This is a genomic window from Pantoea sp. X-Soil-YNGN-785, from assembly GCF_059730585.1.
Genome location: NZ_AP035942.1, coordinates 2,420,387 through 2,437,855, shown reverse-complemented (window position 1 = coordinate 2,437,855; position 17,469 = coordinate 2,420,387). Strand labels below are relative to the sequence as shown.

The 17,469-nt window shown below is 50.3% G+C and carries 24 protein-coding genes, 1 tRNA gene and 3 pseudogenes; 16 read left to right on the top strand and 12 right to left on the bottom strand.

Annotation, left to right across the window (positions count from 1 at the left end; all coding sequences use genetic code 11):
• The first annotated feature begins 1 nt into the window (after window position 1).
• On the top strand, window positions 2–886 hold the full coding sequence (locus AC6I8E_RS11465; RefSeq protein WP_497823994.1) for a hypothetical protein: 885 nt from the start codon (window positions 2–4) through the stop codon (window positions 884–886).
• Between the two features lie 402 nt (window positions 887–1,288).
• On the opposite strand, the gene AC6I8E_RS11460 is transcribed toward AC6I8E_RS11465, so the two are convergent.
• Complete coding sequence (locus AC6I8E_RS11460; RefSeq protein ID WP_497823993.1) at window positions 1,289–1,828, bottom strand: RNA 2'-phosphotransferase; 540 nt, start codon at window positions 1,826–1,828, stop codon at window positions 1,289–1,291.
• 57 nt (window positions 1,829–1,885) lie between these two features.
• Window positions 1,886–1,996, bottom strand: a pseudogene (locus tag AC6I8E_RS11455) (SymE family type I addiction module toxin); the annotation flags it as partial.
• A 9-nt stretch (window positions 1,997–2,005) separates the two neighbouring features.
• Here AC6I8E_RS11455 and AC6I8E_RS11450 point away from each other — a divergent pair.
• The 3 genes from AC6I8E_RS11450 to AC6I8E_RS11440 are packed head-to-tail and all read left to right on the top strand — an operon-like array spanning window position 2,006 to window position 4,039.
• Entirely contained in the window at window positions 2,006–3,277 is a 1,272-nt protein-coding gene (locus AC6I8E_RS11450) for a VENN motif pre-toxin domain-containing protein (RefSeq protein WP_497823992.1), read from the top strand.
• Between the two features lie 5 nt (window positions 3,278–3,282).
• Complete coding sequence (locus AC6I8E_RS11445) at window positions 3,283–3,618, top strand: hypothetical protein (RefSeq protein WP_312217403.1); 336 nt, start codon at window positions 3,283–3,285, stop codon at window positions 3,616–3,618.
• A complete protein-coding gene (locus AC6I8E_RS11440; RefSeq protein WP_497823991.1) occupies window positions 3,593–4,039 on the top strand; it encodes a hypothetical protein in 447 nt (148 codons plus the stop codon). Before AC6I8E_RS11445 ends, AC6I8E_RS11440 begins: the two co-directional genes overlap by 26 nt.
• Window positions 4,040–4,085: 46 nt before the next feature.
• Here the strand turns inward: AC6I8E_RS11440 and AC6I8E_RS11435 are convergent.
• Window positions 4,086–4,301: pseudogene (locus AC6I8E_RS11435) on the bottom strand (SymE family type I addiction module toxin).
• Window positions 4,302–4,671: 370 nt separating this feature from the next.
• Between AC6I8E_RS11435 and AC6I8E_RS11430 the strand changes: the two are divergent.
• Window positions 4,672–4,893 (top strand): hypothetical protein, encoded by a 222-nt coding sequence (locus AC6I8E_RS11430; RefSeq protein ID WP_497823990.1) that lies wholly within the window; start codon window positions 4,672–4,674, stop codon window positions 4,891–4,893.
• A gap of 51 nt (window positions 4,894–4,944) precedes the next feature.
• Window positions 4,945–5,169, top strand: a complete 225-nt coding sequence (locus AC6I8E_RS11425; RefSeq protein WP_497823989.1) for a hypothetical protein — start codon at window positions 4,945–4,947, stop codon at window positions 5,167–5,169.
• Here AC6I8E_RS11425 and AC6I8E_RS11420 read toward each other — a convergent pair.
• Both AC6I8E_RS11420 and AC6I8E_RS11415 read right to left on the bottom strand, forming a co-directional pair.
• Window positions 5,150–5,530, bottom strand: coding sequence for a YidB family protein (locus AC6I8E_RS11420; protein ID WP_377797668.1), 381 nt, complete (start codon window positions 5,528–5,530; stop codon window positions 5,150–5,152). The two genes, AC6I8E_RS11425 and AC6I8E_RS11420, sit on opposite strands and share 20 nt — an antisense overlap.
• A 25-nt stretch (window positions 5,531–5,555) precedes the next feature.
• Window positions 5,556–5,816, bottom strand: a complete 261-nt coding sequence (locus tag AC6I8E_RS11415; protein WP_201253092.1) for a GlsB/YeaQ/YmgE family stress response membrane protein — start codon at window positions 5,814–5,816, stop codon at window positions 5,556–5,558.
• 153 nt (window positions 5,817–5,969) lie between these two features.
• On the opposite strand from AC6I8E_RS11415, the pseudogene AC6I8E_RS11410 reads away from it, so the two are divergent.
• A pseudogene (locus AC6I8E_RS11410) lies at window positions 5,970–6,230 on the top strand (LysM peptidoglycan-binding domain-containing protein); the annotation flags it as partial.
• Window positions 6,231–6,426: 196 nt separating this feature from the next.
• On the opposite strand, the gene AC6I8E_RS11405 reads toward AC6I8E_RS11410, so the two are convergent.
• The 3 genes from AC6I8E_RS11405 to AC6I8E_RS11395 form a co-directional block, all read right to left on the bottom strand.
• A tRNA-Asn gene (locus AC6I8E_RS11405) sits at window positions 6,427–6,502 on the bottom strand.
• Between the two features lie 103 nt (window positions 6,503–6,605).
• Window positions 6,606–7,382, bottom strand: coding sequence for a DgsA anti-repressor MtfA (gene mtfA, locus AC6I8E_RS11400; protein ID WP_497823988.1), 777 nt, complete (start codon window positions 7,380–7,382; stop codon window positions 6,606–6,608).
• Window positions 7,383–7,554: 172 nt separating this feature from the next.
• Window positions 7,555–8,232 carry an ASCH domain-containing protein gene (locus AC6I8E_RS11395; RefSeq protein ID WP_033783409.1) on the bottom strand — a complete coding sequence of 226 codons (678 nt, stop codon included), beginning with the start codon at window positions 8,230–8,232 and terminating at the stop codon, window positions 7,555–7,557.
• Window positions 8,233–8,843: 611 nt separating this feature from the next.
• On the opposite strand from AC6I8E_RS11395, the gene AC6I8E_RS11390 reads away from it, so the two are divergent.
• Both AC6I8E_RS11390 and AC6I8E_RS11385 read left to right on the top strand, forming a co-directional pair.
• The gene (locus AC6I8E_RS11390; RefSeq protein ID WP_013358304.1) at window positions 8,844–9,548 is read left to right on the top strand and encodes a phosphohydrolase; all 705 of its coding nucleotides are present in this window, start codon (window positions 8,844–8,846) and stop codon (window positions 9,546–9,548) included.
• Window positions 9,549–9,620: 72 nt separating this feature from the next.
• Window positions 9,621–9,902 (top strand): Arc family DNA-binding protein, encoded by a 282-nt coding sequence (locus AC6I8E_RS11385; protein WP_013358303.1) that lies wholly within the window; start codon window positions 9,621–9,623, stop codon window positions 9,900–9,902.
• Between the two features lie 226 nt (window positions 9,903–10,128).
• On the opposite strand, the gene dcm is transcribed toward AC6I8E_RS11385, so the two are convergent.
• Window positions 10,129–11,505: a DNA (cytosine-5-)-methyltransferase gene (gene dcm / locus AC6I8E_RS11380; RefSeq protein WP_497823987.1), complete on the bottom strand. Its 1,377-nt coding sequence runs from the start codon at window positions 11,503–11,505 to the stop codon at window positions 10,129–10,131.
• A gap of 190 nt (window positions 11,506–11,695) precedes the next feature.
• On the opposite strand from dcm, the gene AC6I8E_RS11375 reads away from it, so the two are divergent.
• From AC6I8E_RS11375 to AC6I8E_RS11355, 5 genes are all read left to right on the top strand, one after another.
• Complete coding sequence (locus AC6I8E_RS11375) at window positions 11,696–12,175, top strand: very short patch repair endonuclease (RefSeq protein ID WP_013358301.1); 480 nt, start codon at window positions 11,696–11,698, stop codon at window positions 12,173–12,175.
• Window positions 12,176–12,227: 52 nt separating this feature from the next.
• A complete protein-coding gene (locus AC6I8E_RS11370) occupies window positions 12,228–12,503 on the top strand; it encodes a hypothetical protein (RefSeq protein WP_095706998.1) in 276 nt (91 codons plus the stop codon).
• Between the two features lie 10 nt (window positions 12,504–12,513).
• Window positions 12,514–13,425: a DUF808 domain-containing protein gene (locus AC6I8E_RS11365; RefSeq protein ID WP_013358299.1), complete on the top strand. Its 912-nt coding sequence runs from the start codon at window positions 12,514–12,516 to the stop codon at window positions 13,423–13,425.
• Between the two features lie 33 nt (window positions 13,426–13,458).
• The gene (locus AC6I8E_RS11360) at window positions 13,459–13,590 is read left to right on the top strand and encodes a hypothetical protein (protein WP_003854444.1); all 132 of its coding nucleotides are present in this window, start codon (window positions 13,459–13,461) and stop codon (window positions 13,588–13,590) included.
• A 182-nt stretch (window positions 13,591–13,772) separates the two neighbouring features.
• Complete coding sequence (locus tag AC6I8E_RS11355) at window positions 13,773–13,952, top strand: YodC family protein (RefSeq protein WP_013358298.1); 180 nt, start codon at window positions 13,773–13,775, stop codon at window positions 13,950–13,952.
• Between the two features lie 94 nt (window positions 13,953–14,046).
• Here AC6I8E_RS11355 and AC6I8E_RS11350 read toward each other — a convergent pair whose 3' ends face one another.
• The 3 genes from AC6I8E_RS11350 to AC6I8E_RS11340 all read right to left on the bottom strand — a co-directional run bounded on the left by AC6I8E_RS11350 (window position 14,047) and on the right by AC6I8E_RS11340 (window position 16,677).
• The gene (locus AC6I8E_RS11350) at window positions 14,047–15,267 is read right to left on the bottom strand and encodes a glycosyltransferase family protein (protein ID WP_013358297.1); all 1,221 of its coding nucleotides are present in this window, start codon (window positions 15,265–15,267) and stop codon (window positions 14,047–14,049) included.
• 30 nt (window positions 15,268–15,297) lie between these two features.
• The gene (locus tag AC6I8E_RS11345; RefSeq protein ID WP_346435416.1) at window positions 15,298–16,089 is read right to left on the bottom strand and encodes a mannosyl-3-phosphoglycerate phosphatase-related protein; all 792 of its coding nucleotides are present in this window, start codon (window positions 16,087–16,089) and stop codon (window positions 15,298–15,300) included.
• Window positions 16,090–16,443: 354 nt separating this feature from the next.
• Window positions 16,444–16,677: a DUF2525 domain-containing protein gene (locus AC6I8E_RS11340; protein WP_013358295.1), complete on the bottom strand. Its 234-nt coding sequence runs from the start codon at window positions 16,675–16,677 to the stop codon at window positions 16,444–16,446.
• A gap of 316 nt (window positions 16,678–16,993) precedes the next feature.
• Between AC6I8E_RS11340 and AC6I8E_RS11335 the strand changes: the two genes are divergently transcribed.
• Window positions 16,994–17,152 carry a YqaE/Pmp3 family membrane protein gene (locus AC6I8E_RS11335; RefSeq protein WP_013358294.1) on the top strand — a complete coding sequence of 53 codons (159 nt, stop codon included), beginning with the start codon at window positions 16,994–16,996 and terminating at the stop codon, window positions 17,150–17,152.
• A 62-nt stretch (window positions 17,153–17,214) separates the two neighbouring features.
• Window positions 17,215–17,409: a protein DsrB gene (gene dsrB, locus AC6I8E_RS11330; protein ID WP_497823986.1), complete on the top strand. Its 195-nt coding sequence runs from the start codon at window positions 17,215–17,217 to the stop codon at window positions 17,407–17,409.
• The last annotated feature ends 60 nt before the right edge of the window (window positions 17,410–17,469 follow it).

Genomic DNA, 17,469 nt, shown 5'->3' with positions numbered 1-17,469 from the left:
GTTGAGCGTCCAGCAAAACCTGGATCGTGCCAACGAAATGACCCAGTGTCAGAGTGATGCCTGCAATGCCGTTATTGAAAAATATAAGAAAATAAATGCTGAGCAGCATGACAGCGTGGTGAACTGCTCCGGCGCTAAGGACTGTGTTGATAAAGCGAATGATGTTGGCAGGTTGCAGACTGATTATGCTAACCGTACCAGTGAGTTGCTGGAAAAAGCCCGAGCTGATGGCGGTCTGAGTGCGGCAGCACAGAACGAGCTTTCCTTCCTTCAGGTAACGACGATCCAGCTTGAGGCGGACAGAAATGCAGCGATTCATAATGCGTTGATGTCCGATGATTCGGAAGAGGCGAAACAGCTTGCGATTAACTCGCTGGCTCAGGCTGTTGGAACCAGTGCTGCGGGTATTGCGGCAGGGATTGGGAAAAAAGGAATCAATGAACCGCCAACTACGGTTAAACCGGCAGGAAATACTTCTTCATTTGATGCTAACGAAATTCGTTTTTTGCAAAATACCGTTTCTTACAATAAGACAGATCGAGATACTGGTGTGAAATACACTTACGATGACCTTGTTTCCAGTATGAAAAAAGATGGCTGGAAAGGTGATCCAGTTGATGTTATCAAGATGCCTGATGGAAAAATGACTAGCATGGATAATACCAGGATCAGTGCAGCCAGAGAAGCAGGTATAAAAGTTGAGACTAACGTCAGAAGCTTTGATGACCCATTACCGAAAGATATGGTGGAATCGGGACGTTTTGGTTCTGCTAAAACATGGGGTGATGCTATATTAGGAAGAATAAATAACCAGAGTGGCGGTTTTGGTAACAAAAACCCCAGTGGTTCATCCGATTCGCCAAGAATAACCGGAAAGGGTAAGTAAATGTCTGAAAGAGCAAGTATGTATAAAAATTACTTATATTTTTGATTTTCTTTTCCTGATAGTTTTATTGATTATATATCAGGAAGTGAATTGGAAAATATTGAGCCTTAGTGGTTATTTTGCCACGCTCAGAATTATGTTGATTTTTGGTGCGAAAAAGTTAGAACGCTTTATCCAGAACGAAAATTGATACCTTTCGCGAACTGGCGTTATTCGGATGATATTGTCTGTTTTGATGGTGAAGATACGTCAGCCGATCCAAAAGTATATTATGTTCACGCCTTTGCTTCAGCAGGCTGGGAAGACAGAGGATACACAGATAGCTTCTCAGAATGGCTAAAAATGGCGCGTCTTGAGTCTGCCCGCCATAAAACTGAACAGGCAGAAGACGAAGAGTAGTTATTACTGAATAAATATATAAGGAACTCTGTCGGTTAGCCAGACTCCGTTATCAGCTTGGAAGAACTTAAAACCCTGTTCATACATATCTAGGGCGTTTATTTTTAACACTACTGGTTTTCCATGTCGTTGCCCTACTTTAATTGCAGTATCTTCATCTGATGAAAGATGTACGTACTGCCGTGATGAAGGGATAAGACCCTGCTCCTGAATTGCAGATATAAAATGGGTAGCTGTTCCATGATACAAAATATTTGGGGGTATTACTTCGCTGTAAGCGATATTAACTTGTTTTGTTGAGTGTCCTTGAGCTGCCCGGATTCGCAACCCATCATCTGAAATTGTAAAGCGTTTTTTATCACTGTTATCCACAATGTTATGAAGGAGATTATTATCGAGTGCGTAACCTTCTTTAATGGAGCAAAGGATAAGATCGCTTATAACAGCCCATCCTTCTCTATCTAATGATAAACCTATAGTTTCTGGTTGATGGCGTAGTATATAACTTAAGAACTTGCTTATATCTGTATTTTTTTTAGTCATAACAATAACCTATAATAAACCCGAGCCATCTATTGCTGGGATTTTTGTATATGCCGATCATACCTTAGCCAGCTGGATGATCAACTGCCCATTGTCCGGGATCACCTCGATCTTCTGCCCGGTGGTACAGCCCAGCGCGTCCAGCCAGCGGCCCTTGATGGTGAGCTGCTATAGTGGGTGCTGCTGCACACGCTGGCATCAGGACTGATTGCCAAAGCGCAGGGTGGCAGCGCTATTGGCGGCGCGGCGGGTGGACTGACTGCAGGGATGCTCAGCTATAACGACGCGCTCAGTCACCTGCTATACGGTAAAGAGGTATCGGAACTGTCAGCCGATGACAGGATGCTGATTGCCAACATTGTAACGCTGGCAGGCGCAACTGCGGGCGGTGCGGTTGATGGCAGCGCTGGGGTCGGTAGTGGGGCGTTTGCCGGTAGAACTGAGGTTGAGAATAACTATCTGAGCAGCACAGAGAAGAGCCGCCAGACATATCTCAACAACAAACAGAACCTGACGCTAGAAGAGCAGAAAGATAAGGAGAGGTTGAATCGTAAGGATCTGGAAAGCGATTTGGCTGTTTATGCGGCCTGTAATGGCAAAGGTGCTGACTGTCAGGCAGAAAGAGCGAAAGCGAAGGTCGCGCAAGATACCTATTTCAACCAGACTTACCAGAATCCGAAAGAGGCTCAGGCGGGTTACCAGCAGATAGTGAACTTGCTGAACTCTACAGATCCGAATGCGAAGGAAGTATTCAATATTCTGGAAGGGTATACTCAGGCATTCATGTCGTTTGGGTACACGGAGGATGAGGCCAAAGCGAGAGCAGGATCCTATATTGGTTCCATGTACATCGCGAGTGGAGTGAGTGCTGTAGTCGCGTCTGGTGCACTGGCGAAGCAGTTCGGGAAGGATGTAGCGCTCAACAATAAAGCTTCGGCTTCAGGGGTAGCAAGTTCACTTGTTAAGAATGCAGATGGGATTTATGAGGTAAAAATAAATTCGACTCCTTTAGAAGGGCAGCAGCGTTTAAACACGCCAGATGTCACTGGTAATGGGAAGTTAAATCCCGCAGAAGCTGCGGCAGCTGCAAGGCTTGAAGATGTGTTAGGGACACTAGAAAGAGCGCCTGATACTGGTGGGAAAACACCTGATTTTATTATAAGCAGTGGCTCTAACGCAGGTAAAACGGTTGATTTGATGTATACAACAAAGAACTTGTCTCAGAAAGAAGTTGATGGGATCAATAAGTTTTTTGAGAAGAACATGACCGTTTCAAAAGCACCTGAAAAGTTACCAGATGGCAAGCAACAAATATTGGATCACTTAAACAAAGCCGACATTGTTCCTGTTGACTTCAGCGTATTGTCGCCAGGTAATCAGAAAATATTTACTGACTACATCAAGACATTGCCTAAATCACAACAAGAAAAAATCATCATCATGAGGTAAGTGTTATGGGAGCAACTTTTTTTATCGGTTATCCAGAGGGGAAAAATTTGCATGTTACTTTGAATAGGCAAGCTTCTAATGCATTAGAGGCGCTGTTCGATGAGGCATTGCAGAGTGACTGCCCAGATATCCATGAAAAAATAATGGAGGTCTTAGTACTTGATCAGATTAGTTTTACTGAACTGAGTAGTGCTGATTTTAATTTAGCCATAAAAAAAATTAGAAATTGCATCCATAATCGAACAGAAGCAACGGAATGGCAGTCCTATCAGAAAAGTATGTGGGAAGAGCAAATGGAACCCCTTATTCAACAAGATGAACGTTATCAAAAAAAAAGTTAAGACAAGAGGTCCGGCCATCTTGCCGGGCCTCTGCTTTAAAGGCGTGACATCAAAAGTTGCGGAAGAGGCAGTTTCTGATTTAACTGGTGTTATTGGTGGTAGCTATATTAGTGAGAAAACAGGAAATTATGTAAAAGGAAATTTAGATGGGAAGGGGGAAATGAAAATAAAAAGTAATTTACTCTTATTAATAAAGTTAATATTTATGTGTCTGATGCTATTTCTATTTTTCGATATTATATCAGTGCTACTTGGATCCTCTATTATCCATTTCGATAATGGCTTTTTCGCATTCAGTTGGAATGATGTTTTCACATCTTTATTTAAATCTGGATATGTCGGAGGCCTTATTCTGGGTGTCGGAATCTGGATAAAAATCTGGTTAAAGGAAAGAAAAAAACAAAAATCCTCAATCGAATAAACACTCAGTCCCGGCCTTTGAAAACCGGAATCTTTTTACCAGCAGATCACTCCTTAGCCAACCGGATGATCAGCTGCCCCGCGTCCGGGATCACTTCAATCTTCTGCCCGGTCGTAAAGCCCAGCGCTTCCAGCTAGCGGCCTTTAATGGTCAGCTGTGGCAGCGGGTTCGGCTGGCCCCTGTTAGGCCGGTATCCGACTCTGTAATAATGCGCAGCGGTTGTGGCCGTGCGGGTCTCTGGCTTATGATGCGTGTCAGCCATAATCAACTCCTCGATAGTTGCTTGTGGTTAGCGGCTGCTGCGGGTTGCACCCCGCTTCAGCCGCGCTAAAAATCTCTCGTTATGCGCTTCCTGTGATATTTTTCCTGTTTAAATATACACCTTCTGCTGCTCAAACTCGCTGAAAGCTAAGTAATAAACTGCGAGATGACTCTGAAAACGGATTCTTTTTTTCAGGTCTGCATTTCGCTTATCCCTTCTTCCTTTAGCCTCCCGGAATATCTGTTAAAGATAAACTTTCATACTGTATATCCATGTTAACCCGCCTCGACTCTGCATTGCGGATTGCGCCTCTGCTGATTATAAAGTCAGCCACAGCGGCGGCGGCATTGCGCTGTCGAATGGCGCCGGCATGGGTAAAAAGATGCTTGCTAACGCCGCCTCTAACAGTGCCAGCACGCTGTTATCGGGTCTGAATAATAAAGGGCACGCCGAAGGCACTACCCAGGCCGCCGTGGCAAATGGCACAATCATTGTCCGCGATCAGAACAGGCAGACCCAGGACGTATCGGCGCTCAGCCGTGACACTGAACATGCCAGTGACAGCATCAGCGCGATCTTTGACAAAGAGTAAGAGCAGAAGCGGCTTCAGACCGCTCAGTTAGCCGGTGAAATCAGCGGCCAGATGACGAACATCGTCACGACCATGGGCGATATCAAAGGCCTTGAGGAAGCGAAGAAAAGCGCGGTACTGCTGAAGGAAAATGCCAGTGAGGCAGAACGGACGAAATGGCTGGGCGAACTGAGACAAAGTGACGCCTACCTCCCAAATCTAAAAGATAAAAGCCCATACTTTAACCGCAGGCTTTTATCTTTAACTAGCATCACGCTCAGTGCATTAACTGACTGACCAGCCCGGTGAGATCGGTTTTTTTATCAATCACACCTGCAGATGACGCTTTATCCACCAGCTGTGGCAGATATTTAACCAGCAGATTCAGTGCATCGCTGGTGTTGATACCCATCCGCGCAGCCAGCTGTTCAATGGCCTCAGAGTTAATCATCTTCTGCACCAGATCGCTGCTCAGGGCAACGTTCTGCTGATCGCCCAGCCAGGAGTTAACCACCTCACTGTACTCGCCGCTCTGGAGGTGGCTCACGATAGTGTGTAAACCGCCTTGCTGCTCCACCCACTCCAGCACACCTTTCACTTCCTGACTGGTCTGAGTATTCAGGCCGCACATCGCCAGCACCGTTTCCAGTAAACTCATTTTATTTCCCCTGAATAGTAAGCGCTTAAGACTGTTTACATGCTCTGATTTTATGAATAACAAATAACACAATAATTGAACCCAGGGTTGCAATCGCAATGCTGTAAATATTGAAACCACTGACCTTGCCAAAGCCCAGAGCCGTACTGGCGACACCGCCAATCAGCGCGCCGATAATACCCAGAATCATGGTCATGAAAATGCCCATATGTTCTTTACCTGGCATAATACATCTGGCGATAATACCGGCGAGCAAACCAAATACAACCCATGACATTATACCCATCAATTAACATCCTTCTTTTTATATAAATTACTGCACGTTTAGCAGTGGTTTAATCCACGAAATAAAAGCAGGTGTATCGTACGCCGCGCAGTATTTGTCTGGCAATCCTGTTTTTTTAATTAAACTAAACGTATCGGAAACGATAGGGGAGTAATTATGAGCATTCTGGATAATATTAAAAATATTGGCGATGAGTTGTTACATAGCGTTGATAAAAATGTTGAGAATAAGACCGATGCCTCAGCAGCAAGTGATCGCACTTATACCGTTAAATCGGGTGACACGCTCAGCGCAATCGCTAAGCAGTTTTATAATGACGCATCAAAATATATAAAAATCTTTGAGGCGAATAAAAACATCCTCAGCAACCCGGATAATATTGCGCCGGGTCAGGTACTGACTATTCCCGAGTAATCGTTAGCCGAGGAGACAAGCCAGTCAGAGCAGGGATTACCCGGCTGGTTTTTTGCAGTTATAGCCGCCGGACTCATCAGGAATATGCAGGTAACCGCAGGCGGGTCCGGATGGATAATCAGAAAGGAGGAGAAAATTGGCAATACTGAAAAGCAAAAAGCCCGCTCAGGTTTCCCTGAGCGGGCTTTTCTAATTCTGGCTCCTCTGACTGGACTCGAACCAGTGACATACGGATTAACAGTCCGCCGTTCTACCGACTGAACTACAGAGGAATCGTTTGAACGAGGCGAATATTAGCGGCGTCGCACTGAGGTGTCAACAGCAAAAAATACATTATCATTCAACTGGCTAGCTTTAGCGCAATGCGATCGGGATTTAAGCAGTTTGAGCAGTGTCAGAAGCCATCCTGCTCAGGGGATCCTGCTGGTAAAACTGGCGCAGATGCTGATACATGGCGGGAAAGCGTTCGGCCAGCAGAACCGGAGCCGTAAAGAAATATTCAGAGAGTACGGCGAAGCACTCCGCCGGATCGCTGGCCGCGTAGGGATCGATAGTCGCAGCCTGTTCGCCTGTCAGTTCCACTTCACTTTCAATCTCTGCCATCGCGGCTCGCAAATCCTTTTCCCACTGGGCTACGTCACGCAGCGGCATGACCGGAACGCCGCTGGTATAACCGCTGCCGCGCGCATCCAGTTTGTGGGCCACCTCATGGATCACCAGATTAAAGCCGGAGAGATCGAAAGAGTCCTGAATATCAAGCCAGTTGAGGACGACCGGTCCCTGGGTCCAGCTCTGTCCGGCGTGAACGGCAGGCGCGCTGTGAACCAGCCCATCTTCATCCTGCCACTGATCGTCAACCTCAAACGGTTCGGGATAGATCAGCACCTCATGAAAACCGTCCAGCCACTCCAGACCCAGCTTCAGCACCGGCAGAGAGAAGAGCAGGGCGATCCGCACGCTGCGCAGTTCATCCAGCTGAACGCCCCCGAGAGGCACCAGTTTTTTCTGTTGCAGAAAGCGCTTTGCCAGCTCCACCAGCGCCTGCTGTTCAGACTCATCCAGCGGGCTGAAGACAGGCTGTGACAGCGCCTGTTGCCACGGCAGTGCCGCCAGCATGGTGTCGTTATGCGTTTTCCAGGGCCATTTAAACATCGCAACTCCTGCACAGAACCGGGCTATGTCATTATCCTGACGCGGCAGACATAAAAATGCCAGCATCGAATGCTGGCATCTTCTGTCTGACTTCAGGGCTGAAGGCTGTCTATTCAACCCGTTAGCGCGGCCGTTGTCTGTGATTCAACCCGCAAAGCGCAGGGTTGAGGCATTACCTGCGTTCAACGCGCTGAAATTCAATAACCCAGACCCAGGGATTCACTTCCCAGCTGGTCGCGCCGTACTGTTTTTCCCAGGCTTTGCGATACGCCTCTTTAGGTGACTCAGAATTAACGTTCATGGTGAAGAAGTTATTAAGGAAGTGCGAGTCGGTCTGTACGCCCTCCGCCATAATGTCATCCTCACTGATATCCTGAATCTTTTCCGCACGTACGCCGGTAATTTCGAGGTTGATACGACTGGCCCAGCGCGGCATGTGGATGGCGGTCTGCCAGCCAAACTCCTCAGCTTCCGGGGTGCTCATCGCATGCTGACCCAGCTCATTACTGTCGGCACGATACTGGCAATATTCCGGCAGGCGAAACGGCGTCGGGTCACGTTCATATTCGGCCAGATCGCTTTCTGGCACCATCGGGCCGCGCCAGGTTTCACGTACCCAGAGGATGTCGCCCGATTTGCCGTAGGGACACTGATAGCTGATGTCGGTCATCGACATCATCTTGTAGCCATGCAGATGGTTAGCACTCACGTCGAAAGCATGAACGCCTTCGTGATGATCCTGTCCCGGCCCGAAAGCCTGAGTTTTCATAATGCGCCGGGTTTGTGTTTGCTGGCCAACCAACAGGGCACGAACACGCTGTTCGGAAAAAAGAATCGGCCGTTCTTTCATGGATTACCTCTTTTTATTAGTAGAACCCGGTTACTGCTGTAAACGTCCATTTGCTTCACATCTGAGAGTTATCATAAAAGCTTTAAATCATTTTGCTTAATAATTTGTCGCCTGACAGTCACTTTAAAATTGTCACGTTGGGTGTTAAAAACCAGCAAAATGCAAAAAGCGCACCAAAGCTTATCACGCAATCAGCAGAACGCGACGAACAGCCCGGATACAGTACGTTATAACAATAAAAATAGGAACCTTTTCAGACTTTTTCACCTGCTGTTGCCCACACTTTTACAATTAATTGCGTGACAAAAAAATGCTAAGCACGGCCAGTTTAACTGGTTCAGAATGAATCAAACATTACTGCTGTTAAACTAATTTTCTTAGCAGCAATTCACTGAGGAAAGGCTGAAAACCGCCGAAATTGCGGTATTTATGTAACATAGGTGCTATACAGATGATCCAGATCTCATTTTTCTGCCCGAAATCGCTGGCAGCGCCGCTCTTTTCAACAGCACTGTAAAAAAAGTGTCATTAGCCAGTCGCTATGATGGCTTGCCGTTTGCGCACTGATCACGACAGTGAATCGGCTGTCGATCACTACAGGGAGATAGATTATGTCACTTACACTCTGGCAATCCCGCTATGAAAGCTGGTTTCAGGCGAACTGGATCCACGATGACGGCGCGCACGATATCGCCCATCTGCGACGCGTCTGGATGAGCGCGCAGCGAATCATGACCGGCACGAAGGCGGACCCGCTGGTGGTGCTCACCGCCTGCTATTTTCATGATGTAGTGAATCTTCCCAAGAATCATCCGGAACGGCATCTCGCTTCTACTTATGCCGCGACGGAAACGCAGCGCATTCTGCAGCAGGATTTTCTCGACTTCCCGGCAGAAAAGATTGAAGCCGTGATGCATGCCGTTAAAACCCACAGTTTCAGCGCCGGTATCCCGCCAGAGACGCTCGAAGCCAGAATCGTGCAGGATGCAGACCGGCTGGAGTCGCTGGGCGCAATCGGACTGGCGCGGGTCTTTTACACGGCCGGTGCACTGAATCGCCCGTTATTCGACAGTCAGGATCCGCTGGGTAAAGATCGCGAGCTGAATGATGTTAAGTGGACGCTGGACCATTTCCAGAAGAAGCTGCTGCGTCTGCCGGAAACCATGCATACCGAAACCGGCCGCATGCTGGCTGAGCATAACGCCGATTTCCTGGTGCGCTACATGGCGAAGCTTTATGCCGAGCTTCAGGGCAATCTGGTGGGGATGGATGAGGGCGTACTGCGGGATTTCACCCCATTGAAAACCGAATATTAAATTTTTATGACAGTATGTTAATCGAAACGGTCATCCGGTAGCGTGTGAGCAATAACAAAAAGGAGCTGCCCGATGACCGAAACTGTTAATTTAACGATTAAAATTGATCCCGAGCTGAAAGAAACGATTAAACAGCTGGCGCTGGAAAACCAGATTTCAATGAGCCAGGAAATTGTGCAGCGTTTGCAGGCCAGTCTGGAAACGCATCCGCATCCGGCCATTGATAATCAGGACATCACTGAAGAGGGCGCCGATGAAACGGGTGCCGCTGACGTGAAAACCGATGGACTGAGCGCCAGCGAGTTGAAACAGATTCGCCTGCTGCTGAAGAAGCAGAGCAAGAAGAAGAAATAAAACAGAAACCCGTCGCAAGACGGGTTTTTTAATTCCTTCGTGGGTTAAATCCGTTAAATCTGTCCGCAACGCAATAATTCAACGCGCAGGGAACAGGGTCAGAAGAGGAAAGCGTCCCGCGCCATGGACGGCGCGGGCCGAGCAGTCATGGATGACAGTTTTTGCGTCTTTCCGATCTGACCCTGTTCCCTGAGCTGGCGCAATCTCACAGCTAATCTGGACGGGATTACGACTTCAATTGACGAATATGCGGCAGCAGCAGCTGGGCGACCGCTGCGAATACCGGCACGACCACCGAGTTACCAAACTGCTTATAGGCCTGGGTATCTGAGACCGGAATGCGGAACGGCTCGCGGCCCGGCACATCAAAGCCCATCAGGCGTGCGCATTCGCGCGGAGAAAGACGACGCGGACGCCGTGCCATATTATCCGCATCCTGAAACTCCGCTTCACCCAGCGCGCTGTCCCAGCCGCGGTCGATCAGAATCTCTGAGCCATCTTTGTAGTAGCGTGCTGACAGCGTCCGCACGCAGCAGTCAGGATTACGCGGATCGTTAAGGCCAAAACCAAAGCCGTTGCCTTTTGCTTTATGCTTTTTCGCATACTGGTAGAGGTAGCGCCACAGCACCGGCGACAGAATATATTTGTCGTCGGGCGCCTTTTCCAGCAGGCTCTGCAGGCTGGGCACCTGCGCTGGATAGAAACGACGGATATCGCGTAGCGTAAAATCCTGCTTTTTCAGGTCACGGCGAATCCCCACCAGCACAATACGTTCGCGATGCTGGGGCAGGAAGTGGCGCGCATCGATCACTTTGGCATCCGGACTGCCGGCTCCGGCATCGGCCACGTCATAGCCCAGCTCATCCAGCGTCTCCATGATAATGGCGAAGGTACGGCCCTTATCGTGGCTCTTGAGGTTTTTCACATTCTCCAGCACAAAAAACGGTGGTTTCTTGGCGGCCAGAATGCGCGCAACATCGAAAAACAGCGTGCCCTGCACCTGACATTCAAACCCGTGGGCGCGGCCCAGCGCATTTTTCTTGCTGACACCCGCCAGCGAAAAGGGCTGGCAGGGAAAACCGGCCAGCAGCACCTGATGATCGGGGATTGCCGCATCGAGCGCGCGGTATATCTCTTCGTCGTCAGTCAGACCTTCCGGCTGGGTCACCTGCCGGATATCGGTATTGAAGTGATGCTCCAGCGGATCGCTGTAGTGATTGGCTTTATAAGTGCGAACCGCCTCTTTATTCCATTCACTGGTAAAGACGCACTTGCCGCCGATTGCCTCGAATCCTTTACGGATGCCGCCAATGCCGGCAAAGAGATCGATAAAACGAAACTCAGGATTATCATAGTGGGCGGGCCGGGACGGCAGCAGACTCTGCAACAGCGACAGCTCCGCCTCACACAGTGGCGGCAGGGCGCTTTTACCCTGACGGATCCGGTTCAGCAGGGCCGGTGTCCAGCAGGAAAATCCCGCCTGCTGCAGTCGGGCCGTGAGATCACGAACCGAATAGATGTCCAGCACCTGTCCAAAGAGTTCAGACGCATCAGCAGATGAAAGTGCAGCAGAGAGTGGTTCAGCGAGGGCGGCGGGATGCATGCGTTTTTCCTTAACAGTAAGCAGCCTATGCTAACACTCCAGAGGCTGCGAGGAAATTGCCGGGATGTGCCCTGTGACAGACCGCCGGAAACTTCTGTTTTTGCGGCGTAATCTCCGAAGTCGCCCGGCAGCGGCTTTCGCTTTTCGTGGCGCAGGCTAAAGTTACAGAACCAGCAAAAAAGGAGAAGTTATGGCTGATGTTCACTCCAGCGAAACACGCAGTAAAAATATGCGTGCCATTCGCGCTCAGGATACGGCCATTGAGCAACGTATTGCGCTGTTACTGAAAGATCGGGGATTCAGCTTTCGCGTGCAGGATAAAAACCTGCCGGGACGACCTGATTTTGTCCTGACCGAACAGCAGGCGATTATTTTTGTTCATGGCTGCTTCTGGCATCGTCATCACTGCTATCTGTTTAAGCTGCCGGCGACGCGCACGGAATTCTGGACCGGAAAAATCAACAGCAATGTTGAACGTGACCGGCGTTATGTGCGCCAGCTGCAGGAAAGCGGCTGGAAAGTGCTGATCATCTGGGAATGTGCGCTGCGTGGCAAACTGCGCCTGGCGGATCAGGATCTGCTGGAACGGCTGGAGGAGTGGTTGCTGGCAATGTCGGAGAGTGCCGAGATCGACCATCAGGGCATTCATCATTACAACGCGGATTGCTAATCAGGACCATAATTGGTTAGATCTGCGCTTTCTCCGTGGCCAGGAGCCTGACATGAGCAGCATAAAACTGACGGTTAAACGCCTTTACCAGATTCGTGACGAGCGGATGGTGAACACTAAAGCCACTGCGCGGGTCTATTGCGGCGACAGGCTTATCGCTACGGAGGAGATCACCGGCATGACCGAAAGCCCGGTCAGCAAATACCTGCATGCTGAAGGCGCAGAAGGTGATGTGGTGCGGGTGGAGTGGGATTGTGAGGGCATCGCTGAGATGACCGTAACGGAAATTGAGCGCTGCCCATGTTGTCAACATAACGAACCAGATTAAGGATAAGATTTTGGCGGGCACCAGTTTACTGACTTTACTTGATGATATTGCAACACTTCTGGACGATATTTCCGTCATGGGAAAAGTGGCGGCGAAAAAGACCGCTGGCGTACTGGGCGATGATTTGTCGCTGAATGCACAGCAGGTTACCGGCGTAAAAGCCAACCGTGAGTTGCCCGTGGTCTGGGGCGTGGCGAAAGGATCGTTTCTCAACAAACTCATTCTGGTGCCGCTGGCGCTGATTATTTCTGCGTTTGCGCCCTGGCTGATCACGCCATTGCTGATGCTGGGCGGTGCCTATCTCTGCTATGAAGGCGTGGAAAAGGTGATGCACAGTCTGCAGCACGACAAGCAGAGCAAATCACCGGAAGCACGTCAGCAGCGGCTGGATTCGCTGGCGAATCAGAACGCGGCAGAGTATGAGAAAAAGAAAATAAAAGGTGCGGTGCGCACTGATTTCATCCTCTCGGCAGAAATTGTCGCGATTACGCTGGGGATTGTCTCGGAAGCGCCGCTGCTCAACCAGGTGATCATCCTGGCGGGCATCGCCATTCTGGTCACCATTGGCGTCTACGGCATCGTAGCGGGCATCGTAAAAATTGATGATCTTGGCTTCTGGCTGCGTGAGAAACCGTCGCGCGTTGCGCAGGGTATTGGCAGCGTGCTGCTGGCCGCCGCGCCCTGGCTGATGAAGATTCTCTCGGTGGTCGGCACCCTGGCGATGTTCCTGGTCGGCGGCGGTATCGTGGTGCATGGCATTGCGCCGCTGCATCATCTGATTGAGGAAGTCAGCGGCGGATTCAGCGGCTGGATCGCGATGCTGCTTAGCAACGGCGCAAACCTGGTGCTGGGCTTTATCATTGGGTCGATCGTGCTGTTAGTGGTCAACCTTATTGCCAGAGTGCGCGGAAAATCGGTATAAAGCGCACTGTGATTTACGGTCAGGAGAATGACGATGAACGACGACATGTTTGAATTTGATATCGACGCACAGCTTGAGCAGGCTGAAGCGAAAGCAGAGAAAAAAGCCAGCGAAGTGCCGGATGATCTCGGTGACGAAGCCGATTGCGAAGGCTGTAAAATCTGACGTCAGCGTCAACACTTCATCAAAGCGGATAAGTTTTATCCGCTTTTTTTATTTTCCGCATATCCAGCTGCTTAATTCTGAATTTGCCCGTTTTTTGCGTGCCTTAACAGGCAAGGGTCGGCTTTGCCTGCTATAAAGAAAATAGTCACTCAGGTTAATAACACGCATGAAAGGAGCGCCCCATGGTTTTCGCAATCAGTGAAGAAGTGCAGCACAAGGAAGAAGGTCACACGATGGTGGTGACCGGCTACGCCAGTGGCATGGTGGAATGCCGCTGGTATGACGGCTATGCCGTGCGCAGCGAGGCTTTTCGCAGTGATGAACTTTGCGCGCTGAATCCTGCGCAACAACTGGCAAGCTGAGAGCCTCAGGCCTGAGGGTCAGAGACCCGACAGACCCGGTTTCTGACTGCCTGAGGCCCGGCACACTCCCTGTGCCGCCCTGTGCCGCCCTGTTTCAGACGTTACCGTCATTATCCTCTTCAACCGCCTGATAGATGCGCTGCAATACATCCGGGAACGCCGACTGAACCCGGCTCCAGCTGGGTATAAACGGCTTATCGTTAGGACGTTCAATAAACGCCTGTCCCGCTTCCAGAATCGACTGAGTAAACATCTCTACCGCGGCCTCTTCGACGTGCTGATCAAACTTCAGTCCGTTCATTGCCGCCTCGTGGTTATAGGTCTCCATCATATCCAGCGCATTACGGTAATAGGTTGCCTTCAGCACCCGGAATGAATCGCTGGTCAGCGGCACACCCATGGTCGCGAGCTTACGCAGCAGGGACTGGACGATATCGCTGCTCATGCGCTTCAGGCCGCCGGTGCCATCATCTTCGGCCAGCGGCTGATGCTTGTGATCGTAGTTATCGGCTATCTCAACCTGGCACGACTGGCGGGTGGTGTAGTTACGGTAAATCTCCGACAGCACGCCAATCTCCAGACCCCAGTCGCCAGGAATTTTGATGCCGTTCAGCACATGCGTTCGCATGGCGAACTCGCCGGAGAGCGGATAGCGGAAGCTTGTCAGGTAATCCAGGTATTCCGAATGACCATAGACTTTCTGCAATGAGCGCAGCAGCGGCCCGACCAGCAGACGTCCGACGCGGCCGTTAAGCTTGCCATCCGCGACGCGCGCATAGAAGCCCTTACAGAACTCATACTGAAACGCCGGGTTAGCCAGCGGATAGAGCAGGCGCGCCAGCATGCCGCGCTCATAGGTCACGATATCGCAGTCATGCAGCGCCACGCAGCTGGTGCGGTCCGACGCCAGCGTATAGCCGGTGCAGAACCAGACGTTGCGCCCTTTGCCGGGATTAGTGGGCGACAGACCCTCTTTATCCAGTTCTGCATCAATGGCTTTCAGACGCGGGCCGTCGTTCCACAGAATGCGATGCCGTTGCGGCAGGCGGGAGAAGAACTCGCGGGCAAACAGGAACTGGTCGCGGTCGGCCCGATCCAGACCAATCACGATCTCATCCAGATAGGGCACTTTCGCCAGCTCATCGACGATTTTCGTCAGCGCCGGGCCTTCAAGTTCAGAAAACAGCGATGGCAGGATCAGCCCCATTTTGCGTTTGCGGGCAAAGCGAACCATCTCTTTTTCCAGCGACTCCACGCTACGGTGGGTAAGGTTGTGGAAGTTGGTGATTACGCCATTCTGATAAAAGTCACTCATCGCATCATCCTTTTAATGCCCGTGGGCAGCTTATTGAGGTTGAGTCAAAAAATAGTCCAGTCCTTCACGCCAGCCTTCGGGGCCATGGTGAGCGGTGTGATAGACCTGCTGCTGATCGGTCCGGCTGAGTGTTACCGGTGTTTTACTGTAGCCCTTAATCACTACGGCATAATCTACTGCATCCAGCATCGGCGCATCATTCGGCCCGTCACCGAGGCCAATTGTGATGGGCGCTTCACCGGGAGAATGGTCCAGCAGCCAGCGCAGCGCTTCGCCTTTGCCGCAGCCTGCTGGCATCACATGCCAGAAACGGCCGCCCTGCGTCAGTGCCAGCCCTTCAGCACCCAGTACATCCTGAAAGCTATCGAAAGCCTCGTCACTGTCGCGCCAGACAATCACTTCAGACGCGTCGCGCTGGCGTGACAGCGCGGCATCTGCCTCACTCAGTCCGGTCATTGAGGCCACTTCCGGATCGGAGAAATCATGAAAGCCGGTAAAACGGTAGGCTGTTTTCAATGCGGCCAGCCGCTGGCAGAGTGCGTCATAGGTCAGTGTATTATCAGGCAGACGGATACGCTGCTGATCCTGCGTCTGGACCACGGCACCGTTTTCGGCAATAAAGGGTGAACCACTGATCCCCAGTTTTTTTTGCAGCGGAATGACTTCGGCGGCTGTCTTACTGGAACAGATCACCAGCGGAACCTCGTGCTGTTTCAGCGTGGTAAGCCACTCCGTGGCCGCATCCCAGCGATAGGTATGGTGGTCGAGTAGGGAACCATCGAGATCGGTAATAATCATTAACGGCTGTTGAAGATCGGGCATTAACAGGCTCCTTTCATCACGTTCGCGGCTAAAGCAGCGATTTTTCAATATTATAGTTGAATATGGCTCACACTTTTTTTCCTGCCACGCTGAGTGAAAATCCAGGATAAATCTTAAAAAAGAAAGGGGGGAAAGCGAGGGATGCAGGAAGTGTGCGGGCGCTAAGTCACTGGCAGGCGCGGTGTTTTCGGTAACTATTGCCCCATAACGACCCGGTTCGTTGCAGAAACGTGCATATCTGATACTTGTTTTGGTGACGCGTTCGCGTAATCTGCAGAGGTGTTAAGAATTCCCTGGTGTAACGAATTGAATTTTTACCCGGCCTTCCCGCCGGGTATTTTTTTGAAATCGATTTCAGCGGTTAGCTTCATAGGCGCGATAGTCACAGATGTCGATTTCAAACGCTTCTGCCAGTTCGGTATACGAGTGAAAAATCTGGCCTTCAACTTCAAGCCGTGGCATCTGGCCCTGCTCCATATATTCCCGTATCTCTCCTGACGTTTTCGCCTGAATCGCCGCCAGTAAACCCTCAACATCTACCTTCAGATCGGACGCCGGCATATCGGTGTGCTGCTTTTCGTCTGTCATTTTCTGACTCCTGAGAGCAAACAGAATAATCAGTATAGAACGCCGGGCAGAAAGAGGAGATCGGGCAGATCGCAGGCGAAAAAAAGCCCGCGCTGCGCGGGCAAAATCCTTGTTACTTTAGGTTGTGGCTGCACCTATGGGGGTGGTGCAGTAGAGGGAGTGTAAAGGCCAGGCGCGTATGAAGTCTTGCGGTGAAATGTTAAGAAATTGCAAAAATGGTCCTTACTCAGATTTACCTGACTTTGCCCCTGAACAGAGCAGATTCAGCTATAGTTGATGATAAAGCTGATTTTTTTCAATACCTAAAGGAATGGTTATGGACATCTTGAGAATTATTATCGCAATTCTGCTGCCACCGCTGGGCGTATTCATGCAGGTCGGTTTTGGTGGTGCTTTCTGGCTGAATATTCTGCTGACGATCTGTGGTTATATCCCTGGTATCGTTCATGCCGTCTGGGTCATTGCCCGTCGCTAACGCGCTGCATCGCGCCGGTTCTTCGTTTAGACTGTACGCAGTAAATAATCAGGAGAACCGAAATGAAGGTAAATGACCGCGTCAGCGTCAAAACCGATGGCGGCCCGCGTCGCGTTGGCACCATTCTGGCTGTGGAGCCGTTTAACGAAGGCACTATGTTTCTGGTCGCGCTGGAAGACTATCCACTCGGCATCTGGTTTTTTAATGAAACGCAGCAGCCGGATGGCATTTTCGTCGAGCCTTACCACGACGCCTGAGCCTGACGTGCATAAAAAAGCCCCGTTACGTATAGCGTAACGGGGCTTTTTGCATTCAGC